Source organism: Streptomyces violaceus, assembly GCF_036014075.1.
Taxonomy (GTDB): domain Bacteria; phylum Actinomycetota; class Actinomycetes; order Streptomycetales; family Streptomycetaceae; genus Streptomyces; species Streptomyces violaceus.
In genome coordinates, this window is the sequence record NZ_CP107911.1 from 3,111,693 (window position 1) to 3,126,432 (window position 14,740).

The following is a 14,740-nucleotide window of genomic DNA, read 5'->3' on the forward strand; positions in this document are numbered from 1 at the left end:
CCGAATTGTTTGCCTTGTTGGTCCCTGAACGTCCCGGACATCACGTCTCAGCTACCGCCGGCGGAGCCGAGGACGAGTGAGACCGTCCGTTCCTTGCCACCGCGCTCCAGCGTCAGCTCCAGCCGGTCGCCGGGACGGTGGGCCCGGGTCTTGACGATCAGCTCCTCGCCGGAGTGGACCCGCTGGCCGTCGACCGTGGTGATGACGTCGCCCGCCTTGATCCCGGCCCTGGCGCCCGGCCCGCCCACGGTCACCGGCGGTCCGCCCTCGCCGCCCTCGGCCGCGACACGGGCGCCGTCACCCGTGTAGTCCATGTCCAGGGTGATGCCGATCACCGGGTGGGTCGCCTTGCCGGTGTTGATCAGCTCCTCGGCGACCCGCTTGCCCTGGTTGATGGGTATGGCGAAGCCGAGGCCTATGGAGCCGGACTGGCCGCCTTCCGGTTCGGAGCCGCTGCCCGCCGAGCGGATGGCGGAGTTGATGCCGATGACCCGGGCCCTGGAGTCGAGCAGGGGCCCGCCGGAGTTGCCGGGGTTGATGGGCGCGTCGGTCTGGAGCGCGTCGACGTACGACACGTCGCTGCCGTCGCCCTTCTCGCCGCCCGCCGTGATGGGCCGCTGCTTGGCGCTGATGATGCCGGAGGTGACGGTGCCGGCCAGGTCGAAGGGCGCGCCGATGGCCACGACCGGGTCGCCGACCTGCGCGTTGTCCGAGTTGCCGAGGGGCAGCGGGGTGAGGCCGCGTACGCCCTTCACCTTCACGACGGCGAGGTCGTAGCCGCTGTCCCGGCCGACGAGCTCGGCCTGGGCGGTCTCCCCGCTGTTGAAGGTCACGGTGATCTCGCCCGCGGATCCGGCGGGCCGCACGACATGGTTGTTGGTGAGGATGTGACCGCGGTCGTCGAGCACGAAGCCGGTGCCGGTGCCCTGTTCGCCGCCTCCGCTCACATGCAGGGTGACCACACTGGGCAGGGCCCGCCCGGCGATCCCGGCCACACTGTCGGCGTCCCGCCCCGCGGACTCCCTCCCGGCCTGTGGCAGCTCGACGGTCCCGACGCCCCCGTTCCGCTCCAGATACGTCCCTACTGCGCCGCCGGCCCCTCCGGACACGAGCGCCAGCAGCACGGCACCGCTCACCAGTGCCTTCCTGCCCCGCTTACGCCGCTGCTCCGTGCTGGGTACACCGGCCCCGTTCTGCTGGAGAGGCCCGGGGGCCGCGGGAGCCGCCCAGGGGTCGTAACGCTGCCAGGGGTCGGGAGCGGGGGCAGGGGCCGCAGGGGCCGGTGCCGGTGCAGGTGCCGCAGGGGCCGGTGCAGGGGCCGCAGGCGCAGGTGCCGCAGGTGCAGGTGCAGGGGCCGGTGACGGTGCCGGGATGCTGGGAGTCGTTGCCGACGCCGCCGACGGGACGGCCGCAGGCGGGACGGGTGCGCCCGGTATGGACGTCCGGCTCGGTATCGCCGTGCCGTGCGTCGGCGTCGCCGCCGGATGCTGGACGGGCGGCGCGGGCGCCCAGGGGCCCGGTTCGCCGTAGGGCGGGGTGCTGTACGGGTCGGGATCGTGCAGCGGCTTGGGCGCACCACCGACTGGCACGGCGGGCTCCACGGCGCTGTCGGCAGGCTCCTCGGGGCGCCTCAACTCGTAGTCACCCGCGTTCTCGTCCTGCGGCACGGCGGGCCGCGCCAGCTCGAAGTCACCGTCGGTGCCGGCGGAGTCCGCCGGAGCCACCCCCTGCTCCTCCGGCTCCCCCGGAGCGTCCTGCGGCCGTGGACGGCTCCACCACTTCGCCTTCGTGGGCTTCCCCTCGTTCATGCTCTCCCCACAGCCGCGGCACGGCTCGATGCGGTGACCGCGGTTCGTCGAATCGGCCCGGCCACACCTCGGCAGCGGGCGACAACCCCCGGATTCAATCAGGTTCGCCGCCCGGTGCGCAGAGGCCGGTCAGCGGGCCGTCCGTGAGGAGGCGGGAGGAGAGGGGGACGAGGTCGTGTCCGGAAGGGGCACGGCGAGCAGCGGCGCCGCCCTCTCGGGGATCGCGGACCACGAGGTCAGGACGGCCGGCACGGCCGCCCCGAAGGGATGTATCAACGGGGACATGGCCACGGCACCGGCCACCATCGGGGCGGTCAGCGCGTGCGCGGCGTGGTGCCGTGCGGCAGGCGGCACGCCGGGCAGCAGTGGTGCCGACACCTCGGTCGGGGCGACCGGGGCCTGGCCGAGCATGCTCTGGCCGTGCACCGGTCCGAGCAGCGGCGCCGCGCCGCGACGCCGCTGGGATTCGGGCGGCGTCGTCGCGCCCGACCCCTGGGTACGCATCGGCGTCACATTGCTTCCCGCGCCGGAGCCGCCACGGGCCTCCGTGTCGCCAGGGGTGCCGGTGGTGACGCCGCCCAGGGCGATCGCGGCCAGGGACACGGCCCCCGCGGCCGCGAACGCGAACCGCAGCCGCGAGGAGGACCTGTCGGTCTCGTGCCGGCCGACGTCGTGGATGGGAAAGCCCCGGCTCCGCGAAGAAAGGCCTCGGCTGTCGGAAGGCAGCACAGGGATGTGCGGCCGGGACGGGGCGTACCCGAACTCGAACCGCTCACCGCGCTTGGCGCCGAAGGCCCCGGACGATCCGAACCGTCCGGACAGTCCGCCGGGTAGCCCTCCGCTCCCCGGGGGCATACCGTCACCGTCCGGGTCGCCCCCCGCGGGTAGTCCCTGCAGGCGGGCCAGGAAACTCTCCGAGGGAGGGGGCGGGGCCGCCTCGGCGAACACGTTCTTCAGCCGGCGCTGGGCGTCCACCTCCGTCTTGCACTTCGGGCAGGTGGCCACATGCGCCAGTACGCGCTCACGCGCGTCATGACCGAGCTCTCCGTCCACCAGGGCGGAAAGTCGGTCTCCCAGGTGCTGCTCTGCGAGGTGTCCCTCGGAAGACTCAGGACGTGATCCGCTCACGCGCTCGCGCCCCCTCCTCCCAATGCGGGAACACGGGGCACGAAGGAGCGGCGCTCGGCACGCGCCTCCGGGGAGCGATGCGCTAGGGCCTTGCGCAGCTGGGAGCGCCCACGGTGGATCCGCGAGCGGACCGTGCCGAGCTTGACGCCGAGGGTCGCTGCGATCTCCTCGTACGACAGTCCTTCGATGTCGCACAGGACGACCGCGGCACGGAACTCGGGGGCCAGGGTGTCGAGGGCCTGCTGGACGTCGGCGTCGAAATGCGCGTCGTTGAAGACCTGCTGCGGCGTGGGCTCCTTGCTGGGCAGCCGCTCGGCCGCGTCCTCGCCGAGTGCGTCGAAGCGGATGCGCTGCTTGCGGCGGACCATGTCCAGGAACAGGTTCGTGGTGATGCGGTGCAGCCAGCCCTCGAAGGTGCCCGGCGTATAGGTCGACAGGGAGCGGAAGACGCGGACGAAGACCTCCTGCGTGAGGTCCTCGGCGTCGTGCTGGTTGCCGGTGAGGCGGTAGGCGAGCCGGTAGACCCGGCCGCTGTGCGTGCTGACGATCTCCTCCCAGGTGGGCGGAGTCCACGCCTGCCCGTCCGCGTCGGTGGAGAAGGTCGCGGTCTGGGCGAAGTCAGCGGCGTGGCTGTGGTCAGCAGTGTCGTTCACGGATGTCGGCCTGCCCGCTGATCCGAGGAAGCGCCGGAACACTCCTCCGCGATCCACAGGCGCAGCCGCACCTCCCCTGTCAGCTCTGGTGGTGTCCAGTGGAGCCCCTACCATAGCCACCTCGCCCGTTAGGACCGGATAAGCGGTTTTACGAGAATTTGATCTGGGCTGATACGCCTCGTACTGCTGCGACGGCACTTGCTCGGCGTCCTCGTCCACTGCCTGTCCCCCGTCCCGGCCCGCGCCACTCGCTCATCCCTTTAAACGACCGGTCCCATCTGCGGGTTCCCGGACCCAACGGATACAGTCACGCCGAGGCATTCACGGGGACAGGAGAGGGTCATTACCGGCAACCGGCAGACGAGCTGGGCGTTCGCCGACGCCTATGTCGCCGAGGACGACGCGCTGCGCTGGGCCCGTGACCGGGCCCGTGACGCGGGGCTGCGCTCGGTGACGCCCGGCACGGGCTCCGCGCTGGGGTTGCTGGCCGCCTCCGTCGACGCGAAGGCCGTCGCGGAGATCGGGACCGGCTGCGGTGTCTCCGGGATCCACCTCCTGCACGGTATGCGGCCCGACGGTGTGCTCACGACCGTGGATCCGGAGCCGGAGCACCAGCAGTTCGCCCGCCAGGCCTTCCGCGCCTCCGGCTTCGCCAGCAACCGGGCCCGCTTCATCCCGGGCCGTGCCCTGGACGTGCTGCCCCGCCTCGCGGACTCCGGATACGACCTCGTCTTCTGCGACGGCGACCGCCTCGAGGTCATGGACTACCTCGCTGAATCGTTGCGGCTGCTGCGCCCCGGTGGGCTCGTCGTCTTCGAGGGCGCCTTCGCGAACGGCCGGACGGTGGACTCCGGACCGCAGCCGACGGAGGTGCTGCGCCTGCGGGAGCTGCTGCGCACGGTACGCGAGAGCCAGGAGCTGGTGCCGTCACTGCTGCCGGTGGGCGACGGACTGCTGTGCGCGGTGAAACGCTAGCCGGATCGCACGTTAGTGGAGCGGAAGCCGGGGCAGGCGAAAGTCATTGATGAGAAAACAACCGCCCCGGCACCACACGTGATGCCGGGGCAGCTGAAAGGGTATGGTCGCTTGCGCCTCAGCCGACGACCTTCTTGAGGGCATCGCCCAGCGCGTCGGCCTCGTCCGGGGTCAGCTCGACGACGAGCCGACCGCCGCCTTCGAGCGGAACGCGCATGACGATGCCCCGCCCCTCCTTGGTCACCTCGAGCGGGCCATCGCCCGTCCGCGGCTTCATGGCCGCCATGCTCGTTCCCCTTCCTGAAACCCAGCTCATCGTCAAAGCCGTCGGCCCCGAGAAGGGCACACGTGCGGCCCTGAGCAGGACACGCGACACCGGCATCGAACACATTGCTTCCAAGCCATTATCCCGCATCTCAGGACCCGATGACCAACATCAGTTGGCATCGCTTGGGCAACGCACGCGAGCAAAACCACTCAATTCGGCGATGTGACTGCGATACTCCGCCACCGCACACACATCCGCCGAACGAAAACGGGTGAGAATTCTTTGACGCAGGTCACACGTCCGGTGCGTTCACCGGTCGGCGATCTCCGTCATGCTGTCCTGCAGACCCGGGACCTACCGGCCGGTAGGTCCCCGAGCGGCGACACGGAGGGGATACGCCATGGCCGACACCGTGCTCTACGAGGTGAGCGACGGGCTCGCGACGATCACGCTGAACCGCCCCGAGGCGATGAACGCGCTGAACGTGGAGGCCAAGGTCGCCCTGCGGGAGGCGGTCCGGTCCGCGGCGGACGACGCCGCCGTGCGGGCGGTGCTGCTGACCGCCGCCGGTGACCGGGCGTTCTGCGTCGGGCAGGACCTCAAGGAGCACATCGGGCTGCTGGTCGAGGACCGGGAGACCGGTTCGAGGCGGACCATGAACACGGTGCGGGAGCACTACAACCCGATCGTGCGGGCGCTGGCCGAGGCGGCGAAGCCGGTCGTCGCCGCCGTGAACGGGGTGGCGGCGGGGGCGGGCTTCGGCTTCGCGCTGGCGGCGGACTACCGGATCGTGGCGGACACGGCCGCGTTCAACACCTCGTTCGCCGGGGTGGCGCTGACCGCCGACTCGGGGATCTCGTGGACGCTGCCGCGGGTGATCGGCCCCGGCCGGGCGGCCGACCTGCTGTTCTTCCCGAGGAGCATCAGCGCGCAGGAGGCGTACGAGCTCGGCATCGCCAACCGCCTGGTGCCCGCCGGCGAGCTCCGCGCGGAGGCCGAGAAGGTGGCACGGGCGCTGGCCGAGGGTCCGACGGTGGCGTACGCGGCACTCAAGGAGGCGGTGGCCTACGGGCTGACGCACTCCTTGGAGGAGACCCTGGAGAAGGAGGACGAGCTGCAGACGCGGGCGGGGTCCTCCGAGGACCACGCGATCGCGGTGCAGGCCTTCGTCAACAAGGAGAAGCCGAAGTACCTGGGCCGCTGACCCGCGCCACGGCGTCAGGCACGACGTGCGACGCAGGCCTGCAGGTGGTCGTCGACCAGTCCGCAGGCCTGCATCAGCGCATACGCCGTCGTCGGGCCGACGAAACGCAGGCCCCGCTTCTTCAGCGCCTTGGACAGGGCCGTCGACTCAGGTGTGACGGCCGGGACGTCGGAGAGCGACTTCGGGACCGGGCGCGTGCCCGGCTCGGGGGCGTGGGACCAGATCAGCTCGTCCAGTTCTCCCGGGGCCCACTCGGTCAGCACGCGCGCGTTGGCGAGCGTCGCGTCGATCTTGGCGCGGTTGCGGATGATGCCGGCGTCGGCCAGCAGGCGCTCGCGGTCCTCGTCGGTGAAGACGGCCACCGAGGCGATCTTGAAGTCGGCGAAGGCGGCACGGAAGCCGGGGCGGCGGCGCAGGATCGTGATCCAGGACAGGCCGGACTGGAAGGCCTCCAGGCTGAGACGTTCGTAGAGCTCGTCGTCACCGTGGACCGCGCGGCCCCACTCCTCGTCGTGGTACGTCACGTACTCCGGGGCGGACAGGGCCCAGGGGCAGCGCAGCGCGCCGTCCGGGCCGGCGAGGGCGGCGCCGTCGCTCACGGCCGGTCCTCCTGTCGCGGGGTGGGCTTGTCCATGGACACGTGGTTCTCCGCGGACGCGTGGTGCTGCGGGGACACGGGGCCGTGGGTGGCGGCCGCCCGGGCGCCTGCCAGGGCCGATTCCAGGTCCGCGATGCGGGAGTCACGCTCGGCGAGCTCGGCGCCCAGGCGGCTGAGGGCGTCGTCCACGTCCCCCATGCGGTAGCCGCGGGCGGCGAGCGGGAAGCGGAGGCCCTCCACATCCGCGCGGTCGACGGGGCGGTCCGGGGGCAGCGGGTCCAGCAGCCGCTCGGGCGCGGCCTCGGGCAGCGGGCCGTTCTCGCCGCCGCCCACCACGGCCAGGGTCACCGCGCCGACCACGAGGACCAGCGCGACGACCAGGAACAAGAACATAACCATCGCGGGGCCCCCACGGTCAGGCGTCTCGGAGTCTTCGGAGACGGATGTTGTCAGGCTCCGATCGTGCCATGCGAGTCTGACAGTTAGGGTCGCAGGCGGCGGAAGACGGGACGTACCAGGGAAAGGTCACAGGGGATGCTCAGGCTGGGCAGGCGGGAATTCGAGCCGCGCGAGCCGGTGATCATGGCGATCGTGAACCGGACCCCGGACTCCTTCTACGACCAGGGCGCGACCTTCCGCGACGAGCCGGCGCTCGCGCGCGTGGAGCACGCGGTGGCCGAGGGAGCCGCGATCATCGACATCGGCGGGGTCAAGGCCGGGCCGGGCGAGGAGGTCACGACCGAGGAGGAGGCCCGGCGAACGGTCGGGTTCGTGGCCGAGGTGCGGCGGCGGTTCCCGGACGTGATCATCAGCGTGGACACCTGGCGGGCCGAGGTCGGGGAGGCCGTGTGCGAGGCCGGGGCCGACCTGCTGAACGACGCGTGGGGTGGGGTCGATCCGGGGCTCGCCGAGGTCGCCGCGCGCTACGGGGTGGGGCTGGTGTGCACGCACGCGGGCCGTGCGGAGCCGCGGACGCGGCCGCACCGGATCGAGTACGACGATGTCGTGGCCGACATCCTGGACGTGACCGTCGGGCTGGCGGAGCGGGCGGTGGCTCTGGGGGTGCCGAGGGAGTCCGTGCTGATCGATCCCGGGCATGACTTCGGGAAGAACACGCGGCACAGTCTGGAGGCGACGCGGCGGCTGGACGAGATGGCCGCCACGGGGTGGCCGGTGCTGGTGTCGCTGTCCAACAAGGACTTCGTGGGAGAGACGCTGGACCGGCCCGTCAAGGAGCGGGTCGTGGGGACGCTGGCGACCACGGCGGTGTCCGCGTGGCTGGGGGCGCAGGTGTACCGGGTGCATGAGGTCGCCGAGACGCGGCAGGTGCTGGAGATGGTGGCGTCCATCGCCGGGCATCGGGAGCCTGCCGTTGCCCGGCGTGGGCTGGCCTGAGGCTTTGACCTGAGGTACCAAGGGGCTCCGCCCCCTGGACCCCTGGCCTTTGCCCACCCGCCGCCCGACTCGGTCGGACAGGAGGCTGAGCTCGAAAAGCCCTCTACCTGCCCGCTTCCTTCGACACCAGGGCCACCGCCTCGTCCACGTCGTCCGTGACGTGGAACAGGAGGAGGTCCTTCTCCGCGGCCTTGCCCTGGGCGATGACCGTCCGGCGGAGCCAGTCGACCAGGCCGCCCCAGTACTCGCTGCCGAAGAGGACGATCGGGAAGCGGGTGACCTTCTGGGTCTGGACGAGGGTGAGGGCCTCGAAGAGTTCGTCGAGGGTGCCGAGGCCGCCGGGCAGGACCACGAAGCCCTGGGCGTACTTGACGAACATCATCTTCCGGACGAAGAAGTAGCGGAAGTTCAGGCCGATGTCGACGTACGGGTTCAGCCCCTGCTCGAAGGGCAGTTCGATGCCCAGGCCGACCGAGATGCCCTGGGCCTCCAGGGCGCCCTTGTTGGCCGCCTCCATCGCGCCCGGGCCGCCGCCCGTGATGACCGCGAACCCCGCCTCCACCAGGCCCCGGCCCAGCCGGACGCCCGCGTCGTACTCGGGAGACTCCGCTGTCGTCCGGGCCGAGCCGAACACGCTGATCGCGGGCGGGAGTTCGGCGAGCGTACCGAAGCCCTCGATGAACTCCGACTGGATGCGGAGCACGCGCCAGGGGTCGGTGTGGACCCAGTCGGAGGGAGCTCGCTCGTCCAGCAGCCGCTGGTCGGTGGTGCTGGCCTGCACCTGGTCCCGCCGCTGGAGGACCGGGCCCAGGCGCTTCTCCTCCGGCGGCTGCTTCTTCCCCTCGGGGTTGCCGGTCGCCATGTGCGCTCCCTCCGTCGTGCCTGTCTTTCCACCTCAGCGTAGATCTACGCGGGTTACGAGCGAGGGACGTGAGCATGTCCGCGATGAAGCGCCGTAAACACGTCGGCGCCCCCAGGGCGGTCACGCCGTCAGCCAGCTCCTCAGGCGCTCCTCGCCCGCGAGGATCTTCGCGGTCTCCACGCGCTCGTCCCGCTTGTGGGCCAAGTGGGGGTTGCCCGGGCCGTAGTTGACCGCGGGGACGCCGAGCGCCGAGAAACGGGAGACGTCCGTCCAGCCGTACTTCGGCATCGGGGTGCCGCCCACCGCCTCGATGAACGCCTTCGCCGCCGGGTGGGACAGGCCCGGCATCGCCGCGCCGCTGTGGTCGACGACCTCGAACTCCGCCACGCCGCAGTCCGCGAAGACCTCCCGGACGTGGGCGATGGCCTCCTCGGGCGTGCGGTCGGGCGCGTACCGGAAATTGACGGTGACGACGCACTCGTCGGGGATCACATTGCCGGCCACTCCCCCGCTGACGCCGACCGCGTTCAGGCCCTCGCGGTACTCCAGGCCGTCGATGACCGGCCAGCGCGGTTCGTAGGAGGCCAGGCGGGCGAGGATCGGGGCGGCCGCGTGGATCGCGTTGGAGCCCATCCAGCCGCGTGCCGAGTGGGCCCGCTCGCCCGTGGTCCTCAGCAGCACCCGCAGGGTGCCCTGGCAGCCGCCCTCGACCTGGCCGTCCGACGGCTCCAGAAGGACCGCGAAGTCGCCCTCCAGCCACTCGGGGTGCGTCTCGGAGACGTGCTTGAGGCCGTTCAGCTCCGCGGCGACCTCCTCGTTGTCGTAGAAGACGAAGGTCAGGTCGCGGTTGGGGGCCGGGACCGTCGCCGCGATGCGCAGCTGCACCGCGACACCGGACTTCATGTCGCAGGTGCCGCAGCCCCACAGGACGCCGTCCTCGTCGAGCCGGGAGGGGACGTTGTCCGCGATCGGGACGGTGTCGATGTGGCCGGCCAGGATCACCCGCTCCGGGCGACCCAGGTTCGTACGGGCCACGACGTTGTTGTCGTACCGGTCGACCGTCAGGTGGGGCAGCGCGCGCAGTGCGGTCTCGATCGCGTCCGCGAGCGGCTTCTCGGTGCCGCTCTCGGAGCGGAAGTCGACGAGCCGGGCGGTGAGCTCCGCGGCGTCCAGCGTGAGGTCAAGCGAGGTGTCGGCCATGCCGTCGACCCTAACGCGCCAGGCCGTGTGCCCACTGTCCACACCCGGCCCATGGGACTCCGTACTCTCCAGTACCTTGTACGGCGTGCCAGAGCCGTCCTCCCCCAAGCGTCGCGGCCGCCTCTTCCGATGCGGATCCGCCTTCATGATCCTGCTCGCGGTCGCCGGGTACCTCGTCGTGCAGTACATCACCGGAGGCACCGGCGAACCGGGCTGCAAGGTCGTCTCGGGCAAGGGCGACGGAGCGTCGTACGCGTTCTCGCCCGAGCAGGCCGTGAACGCGGCGACGATCACCGCCGTGGGCACCGGGCGCGGACTGCCGGAGCGGGCCGTGACCATCGCGCTGGCGACCGCGCTGCAGGAGTCCAGCCTGCGCAACATCAACCACGGCGACCGGGACTCACTCGGCCTGTTCCAGCAGCGGCCCTCGCAGGGCTGGGGCACGCGGGAGGAGATCCTGGACCCGACGTACTCGGCCGGCGAGTTCTACGACCACCTGGTCAAGGTGCCCGGCTACACGCGGCTGCCCCTCACCGTCGCCGCGCAGCGCGTGCAGCGCAGCGGCTTCCCGCAGGCCTACGCCAAGCACGAGCCGGACGCCGCGCTGCTCGCCGCCGCCCTCACCGGCCAGTCCGCGGCCACGCTGACCTGCGAGGGCCGCCCGGCCGCGACCCGGGCGTCGGGCCCTGACGGGGTGCGTACCGCGCTCGTGCGGGACTTCGGGCGCGATGTGCTGGAGCCGGCCGGTGCCGAGGTGGGCGGCTCGTCGGCGGCCGCGCCCACGCCGTCGCCGAGCGGCGGTTCGGGCGAATCCGGCTCGCGGACGGTGACGCTGCCGGTGACCGCCGACACGAGTTCCGCGACCGGGCGGAGCCTGGAGCGGCGCGGCTGGCAGCTGGCGCACTGGGCCGTGGCCAACGCCTCCGAGCTGCACATCGCGCGCGTGACGTACGCCGGGCGTGAGTGGGTCGCCGGGAACACCGCCAGCGAGTGGCGCGCTCCGACGGCGAAGGGCGCCGCGGGGGCGGAACGGGACGCGGACGCCGTCCGTATTGTCACGATGCGCTAGATCGCGCAGGGGTACGGGAACTCACCCCTGGGGGTTACCCGGACGGCTCGGCCGTGACGGTGTGCGCAGGTTTTCGTGCCCTCACCCGGGAATCCGCGAAAACCCTTGGGCGTACAGGGCTGGAAGGATTCGGCGGACTTTCCGGAAGGGGCCTTTTCGCCCGTTTGTCCGCAGCCGATTATGCGACGCATTACCAACTCTTTACGTTGCGACGCCGCAACCTTCCCGGGCTTCGAGCGGTAGTCACTGCGTCCGAGCCGGGGCGGTCCACAGCCAGTCGATCAACTCCCGGAGCCGGTCGGACACTTCACGAACCTCACTGTTCTCTCCGTCGAAGGAGCACCATGTCCCTCCCCCTGACCCGCCGGATCGCCCGTGCCGCGCTCATCGTCGCTGCCGGAGCGGCTGCCGGGGTCGGTGCGGCCGGCTCCGCCAGTGCGGCCCCCGAGCTGCCGGCCAACCCGAACCTCGGCGGCCTGACCGCCCTGGACGGGGCGAACGTCGGCAACACCGTCGACGGCGCGGCGACGGACGTCAGCAAGTCCGCCGGTGACACCGGCAGCAAGACCGTCAAGAAGGCGGTGCCGGCCGCGGGCTCGCTCGGCGGCAAGACGGTCAAGAAGGCCACGCCCGTCGCGCAGAAGGCGGCCGGCGAAGCGGCGGGCTCCGCCGGGCAGCTCGTCGGTGAAGCCGCCGGTTCGGCGCAGGGGGGCCTTCCCACGGACTCTCTGACGAAGGGCGGCGTGCCGTCCGCGAAGACGCTGCCGGCGAAGGGCCTGCCGGTCGGCTGACGCCGGGCACAGACCGCTGAAGGGGTCCAGGGACTGTCCCTGGACCCCTTCGCTGTGTTCCCGTGTCTGCCGGGCGCCGACGGCCCGCGGCGGCTACAGACGCCGTACAGCCGCCGCGATCCGCTCGTCCGTCGCCGTCAGGGCCACGCGGACGAACTCCGCGCCCGCCGAGCCATAGAAGTCACCGGGGGCCACGAGGATGCCTCGTTCCGCGAGGTGGGCGACCGTGTCCCAGCAGGATTCGCCCCTGGTGGCCCAGAGGTAGAGGCTGGCCTCACTGTGCTCGATGCGGAAGCCGTGGGACAGGAGGGCCTCGCGCAGGAGTGCGCGGCGGGACGCGTAGCGCTCACGCTGGACGCGGACGTGGTCGTCGTCGCTCAGGGCCGCCACGACCGCCGCCTGCGTCGGCGCGGACGTCATCATGCCGCCGTGCTTGCGGATCTCCAGGAGGGGGCTCAGGAAGGCCGGGTCGCCTGCCAGGAAGGCCGCGCGGTAGCCCGCGAGGTTCGAGCGCTTGGAGAGGGAGTGGACGGACACGATGCCGTCGTACGAGCCGCCGTTGACGTCCGGGTGCAGCACCGAGACCGGGTCGGCCTCCCAGCCCAGCTCCAGGTAGCACTCGTCGGAGAAGAGCAGGACGCCGTGCTCGCGGGCCCATGCGACGATCCGGGTGAGTTCCGCCTTCGACAGGACCTTGCCCGTGGGGTTCGACGGGGAGTTCAGCCAGAGGAGCTTCAGGCCCTCCGGGTCCAGCTCCGTCGGGTCGTCGTAGACCTCGTACTCGGCACGGGCCAGGCGGGCGCCGACCTCGTACGTCGGGTAGGCCAGGCGCGGGTAGGCCACCCGGTCACCGGGACCGAGGCCCAGCTGGGTCGGGAGCCAGGCGACGAGTTCCTTGGAGCCGACGATCGGGAGAACGTGGCGGTGGGTGACGTCGCGGGCACCGAGGCGGCGCTCCACCCAGCCGGTGATCGCGTCGCGCAGCTCGGGCGTGCCCCAGACCGTCGGGTAGCCCGGCGAGTCCGCCGCGCCGACCAGCGCTTTCTGGATCAGCTCGGGAACCGGGTCGACCGGGGTGCCGACGGACAGATCCACGATGCCGTCCGGGTGGGCGGCGGCCGTGGCCTTGAACGGCGTCAGCTTGTCCCAGGGAAAAGCGGGGAGACGGTCGGAGACTGCGGACACGGTTTCTGGCTCACTTTCCGGTACGTACGAGCCGTCCAGGGCAAACGCCTCGGCCCCGTACGGCGATCAGCGCGTGATCGGGCCGTACGGGACCGAGGCGGCACGGTGTGCGGCCGCTTGCGGTGACTAGGCCTGCGGCGGCAGCGCGGCGATGAAGGGGTGGTCGCGCTCGATCAGCCCCAGCTTGCTGGCACCGCCGGGCGAGCCGAGCTCGTCGAAGAACTCGACGTTCGCCTTGTAGTAGTCCTTCCACTCCTCCGGGGTGTCGTCCTCGTAGAAGATCGCCTCGACCGGGCAGACCGGCTCACAGGCACCACAGTCGACGCATTCGTCCGGGTGGATGTACAAGGACCGGGAGCCCTCGTAGATGCAGTCGACCGGGCACTCCTCGATGCACGCCTTGTCCTTGACGTCGACACAAGGCTGCGCGATGACGTAGGTCACGCTGTCGTTCCTCCTCGATAGGGCGCTGGCGGGCCTCCTCAGGCTCCGCCGCCTGGCGCGCGGGAGCGCGGCGTCGTCGATGCCCACCCCTAGTATCTCCGTTCTTGGGCATGATCCGAACAGGAGGGGTGTACGGACCTGTGGAAATCTCTGCCGCCGGGCGTCTCGAGGTGGCCATCACCGCTGCTGACGTGGGCAAACGGGTCTCCGTACGGAGCTTGATCGAACACGCGGCTCCGGGTGAGAAGTTCACCGACACGGTCGGCGTTCTCACATCATGGGACAAGGGTGTGCTGCTGATCACACGCAAGAGCGGCGAGAGCGTCCACATCGCGGAATCCGCGCTGGTCGCGGGCAAGGTGGTGCCCGCCGCTCCGGCGCGTCGCCGTGGTCCGGCCACCTCGTACGAGGAACTGGCCCGGGTCGCCGCGCGGGCCTGGCGGCCCGTGGAGAGCGAGCGGCTCGGGGACTGGGAGCTGAGGGCCGCGTCCGGGTTCACGCGGCGGGCCAACTCGGTGCTGCCGCTCGGCGAGCCGGGCATGCCGCTCGACGAGGCGCTCGGCGCCGTCCGGCGCTGGTACGGCGACCGCGGGCTGCCCGCCTACGTCCAGACCGCGACCGGCGCCGAGGGCACGCAGGAGCTGCTGTGTGCCGAGCTGGAGAAGCGGGGCTGGGTGCGGGAGGTGACCGCCGAGCTGTGGGTCGGGCCGCTGGCGCCGGTCGCCGACCGGGCGGAGCCGTCCGGGGTCGTGCTGTCCCGGGAGGCGGACGAGGCGTGGCTGGCCCGGTACCAGCGCAGGGGCCTGAGCGAGGTGGCGCTGCGGGTGCTGGGAGGGGGACCTTCGGCGTGGTTCGCGACCGTGCCCGGTGCCACGCGGGGTGCCGCTCCGGACGCCATCGGGCGGTGTGTCGTCGACGGGCGGTGGGCCGGGTTCGCCGCCGTCGAGGTCGATCCGGCGCTGCGGCGGCAGGGGCTGGGCACGGCCGTGATGGCCGCGCTGGCCCGGCGGGCCCTCGACGAGGGAGCGTCGGCCGCCTGGCTCCAGGTCGAGGCCGAGAACGCGGGAGCACGGGAGCTGTACGCCGGGATGGGCTTCGCCCCGCACCATGCCTACCACCACTACCGGGCGCCGGAATCCGGCGGCACCGGCCGGTAACCG

Annotated in this window: 17 protein-coding genes; 7 read left to right on the forward strand and 10 right to left on the reverse strand. The window is 71.7% G+C overall.

From position 1 onward, the window contains the following. Positions 1–47: 47 nt before the first annotated feature. From OG542_RS13760 to sigE, 3 genes are all read right to left on the reverse strand, one after another. Positions 48–1,808 carry a S1C family serine protease gene (locus OG542_RS13760; protein WP_328411018.1) on the reverse strand — a complete coding sequence of 587 codons (1,761 nt, stop codon included), beginning with the start codon at positions 1,806–1,808 and terminating at the stop codon, positions 48–50. 129 nt (positions 1,809–1,937) lie between these two features. Next, positions 1,938–2,861, reverse strand: a complete 924-nt coding sequence (locus tag OG542_RS13765; protein WP_408057754.1) for an anti-sigma factor family protein — start codon at positions 2,859–2,861, stop codon at positions 1,938–1,940. Positions 2,862–2,932: 71 nt separating this feature from the next. Next, the gene (gene sigE / locus OG542_RS13770; protein WP_229872871.1) at positions 2,933–3,703 is read right to left on the reverse strand and encodes an RNA polymerase sigma factor SigE; all 771 of its coding nucleotides are present in this window, start codon (positions 3,701–3,703) and stop codon (positions 2,933–2,935) included. Between the two features lie 162 nt (positions 3,704–3,865). Between sigE and OG542_RS13775 the strand changes: the two genes are divergently transcribed. Beyond that, positions 3,866–4,564 (forward strand): O-methyltransferase, encoded by a 699-nt coding sequence (locus OG542_RS13775; protein ID WP_308429242.1) that lies wholly within the window; start codon positions 3,866–3,868, stop codon positions 4,562–4,564. 118 nt (positions 4,565–4,682) lie between these two features. Here the strand turns inward: OG542_RS13775 and OG542_RS13780 are convergent, their stop codons facing one another. After that, on the reverse strand, positions 4,683–4,850 hold the full coding sequence (locus OG542_RS13780) for a DUF3117 domain-containing protein (RefSeq protein ID WP_003966491.1): 168 nt from the start codon (positions 4,848–4,850) through the stop codon (positions 4,683–4,685). Between OG542_RS13780 and OG542_RS13785 the strand changes: the two genes are divergently transcribed. Then, positions 4,840–5,058, forward strand: coding sequence for a hypothetical protein (locus tag OG542_RS13785; protein ID WP_261680008.1), 219 nt, complete (start codon positions 4,840–4,842; stop codon positions 5,056–5,058). The genes OG542_RS13780 and OG542_RS13785 overlap by 11 nt on opposite strands. A 174-nt stretch (positions 5,059–5,232) precedes the next feature. Beyond that, complete coding sequence (chcB, locus tag OG542_RS13790) at positions 5,233–6,036, forward strand: 2-cyclohexenylcarbonyl CoA isomerase (protein WP_311127596.1); 804 nt, start codon at positions 5,233–5,235, stop codon at positions 6,034–6,036. Between the two features lie 14 nt (positions 6,037–6,050). On the opposite strand, the gene OG542_RS13795 is transcribed toward chcB, so the two are convergent. Beyond that, positions 6,051–6,635: a DNA-3-methyladenine glycosylase I gene (locus OG542_RS13795; RefSeq protein WP_328411025.1), complete on the reverse strand. Its 585-nt coding sequence runs from the start codon at positions 6,633–6,635 to the stop codon at positions 6,051–6,053. Continuing rightward, positions 6,632–7,033 carry a DivIVA domain-containing protein gene (locus OG542_RS13800; protein ID WP_408057755.1) on the reverse strand — a complete coding sequence of 134 codons (402 nt, stop codon included), beginning with the start codon at positions 7,031–7,033 and terminating at the stop codon, positions 6,632–6,634. The genes OG542_RS13795 and OG542_RS13800 overlap by 4 nt, the downstream gene beginning before the upstream one ends. Before the next feature lie 135 nt (positions 7,034–7,168). On the opposite strand from OG542_RS13800, the gene folP reads away from it, so the two are divergent. Continuing rightward, the gene (gene folP, locus OG542_RS13805; RefSeq protein WP_328411027.1) at positions 7,169–8,029 is read left to right on the forward strand and encodes a dihydropteroate synthase; all 861 of its coding nucleotides are present in this window, start codon (positions 7,169–7,171) and stop codon (positions 8,027–8,029) included. A 103-nt stretch (positions 8,030–8,132) separates the two neighbouring features. Here the strand turns inward: folP and OG542_RS13810 are convergent, their stop codons facing one another. Both OG542_RS13810 and dapE read right to left on the reverse strand, forming a co-directional pair. Next, on the reverse strand, positions 8,133–8,891 hold the full coding sequence (locus tag OG542_RS13810) for an LOG family protein (protein ID WP_261680012.1): 759 nt from the start codon (positions 8,889–8,891) through the stop codon (positions 8,133–8,135). A gap of 120 nt (positions 8,892–9,011) precedes the next feature. Then, positions 9,012–10,091: a succinyl-diaminopimelate desuccinylase gene (dapE, locus tag OG542_RS13815; protein ID WP_328411029.1), complete on the reverse strand. Its 1,080-nt coding sequence runs from the start codon at positions 10,089–10,091 to the stop codon at positions 9,012–9,014. Between the two features lie 85 nt (positions 10,092–10,176). On the opposite strand from dapE, the gene OG542_RS13820 reads away from it, so the two are divergent. Further along, positions 10,177–11,160, forward strand: a complete 984-nt coding sequence (locus OG542_RS13820; RefSeq protein WP_456243532.1) for a heavy metal transporter — start codon at positions 10,177–10,179, stop codon at positions 11,158–11,160. Positions 11,161–11,504: 344 nt separating this feature from the next. Further along, positions 11,505–11,951: an ATP-binding protein gene (locus tag OG542_RS13825; protein ID WP_261680014.1), complete on the forward strand. Its 447-nt coding sequence runs from the start codon at positions 11,505–11,507 to the stop codon at positions 11,949–11,951. A 93-nt stretch (positions 11,952–12,044) separates the two neighbouring features. Here OG542_RS13825 and OG542_RS13830 read toward each other — a convergent pair whose 3' ends face one another. Both OG542_RS13830 and fdxA read right to left on the reverse strand, forming a co-directional pair. After that, positions 12,045–13,136, reverse strand: coding sequence for a bifunctional succinyldiaminopimelate transaminase/glutamate-prephenate aminotransferase (locus tag OG542_RS13830; RefSeq protein ID WP_328411032.1), 1,092 nt, complete (start codon positions 13,134–13,136; stop codon positions 12,045–12,047). Positions 13,137–13,262: 126 nt separating this feature from the next. Then, positions 13,263–13,580 carry a ferredoxin gene (fdxA, locus tag OG542_RS13835; RefSeq protein ID WP_010047804.1) on the reverse strand — a complete coding sequence of 106 codons (318 nt, stop codon included), beginning with the start codon at positions 13,578–13,580 and terminating at the stop codon, positions 13,263–13,265. A 140-nt stretch (positions 13,581–13,720) separates the two neighbouring features. Between fdxA and OG542_RS13840 the strand changes: the two genes are divergently transcribed. Next, on the forward strand, positions 13,721–14,737 hold the full coding sequence (locus OG542_RS13840; protein ID WP_328411034.1) for a GNAT family N-acetyltransferase: 1,017 nt from the start codon (positions 13,721–13,723) through the stop codon (positions 14,735–14,737). Positions 14,738–14,740 lie beyond the last annotated feature (3 nt).

What these genes read in the sequence shown, in the direction of transcription:
- folP (WP_328411027.1), top strand. Translation starts at nt 7,169, where the DNA reads ATGCTCAGGCTGGGCAGGCGGGAATTCGAGCCGCGCGAGCCGGTGATC.
- OG542_RS13785 (WP_261680008.1), top strand. Translation starts at nt 4,840, where the DNA reads ATGGCCGCCATGCTCGTTCCCCTTCCTGAAACCCAGCTCATCGTCAAA.
- OG542_RS13810 (WP_261680012.1), bottom strand. Translation starts at nt 8,891, where the DNA reads ATGGCGACCGGCAACCCCGAGGGGAAGAAGCAGCCGCCGGAGGAGAAG.
- sigE (WP_229872871.1), bottom strand. Translation starts at nt 3,703, where the DNA reads ATGGTAGGGGCTCCACTGGACACCACCAGAGCTGACAGGGGAGGTGCG.
- OG542_RS13760 (WP_328411018.1), bottom strand. Translation starts at nt 1,808, where the DNA reads ATGAACGAGGGGAAGCCCACGAAGGCGAAGTGGTGGAGCCGTCCACGG.
- OG542_RS13825 (WP_261680014.1), top strand. Translation starts at nt 11,505, where the DNA reads ATGTCCCTCCCCCTGACCCGCCGGATCGCCCGTGCCGCGCTCATCGTC.
- chcB (WP_311127596.1), top strand. Translation starts at nt 5,233, where the DNA reads ATGGCCGACACCGTGCTCTACGAGGTGAGCGACGGGCTCGCGACGATC.
- OG542_RS13800 (WP_408057755.1), bottom strand. Translation starts at nt 7,033, where the DNA reads ATGGTTATGTTCTTGTTCCTGGTCGTCGCGCTGGTCCTCGTGGTCGGC.
- dapE (WP_328411029.1), bottom strand. Translation starts at nt 10,091, where the DNA reads ATGGCCGACACCTCGCTTGACCTCACGCTGGACGCCGCGGAGCTCACC.
- OG542_RS13780 (WP_003966491.1), bottom strand. Translation starts at nt 4,850, where the DNA reads ATGGCGGCCATGAAGCCGCGGACGGGCGATGGCCCGCTCGAGGTGACC.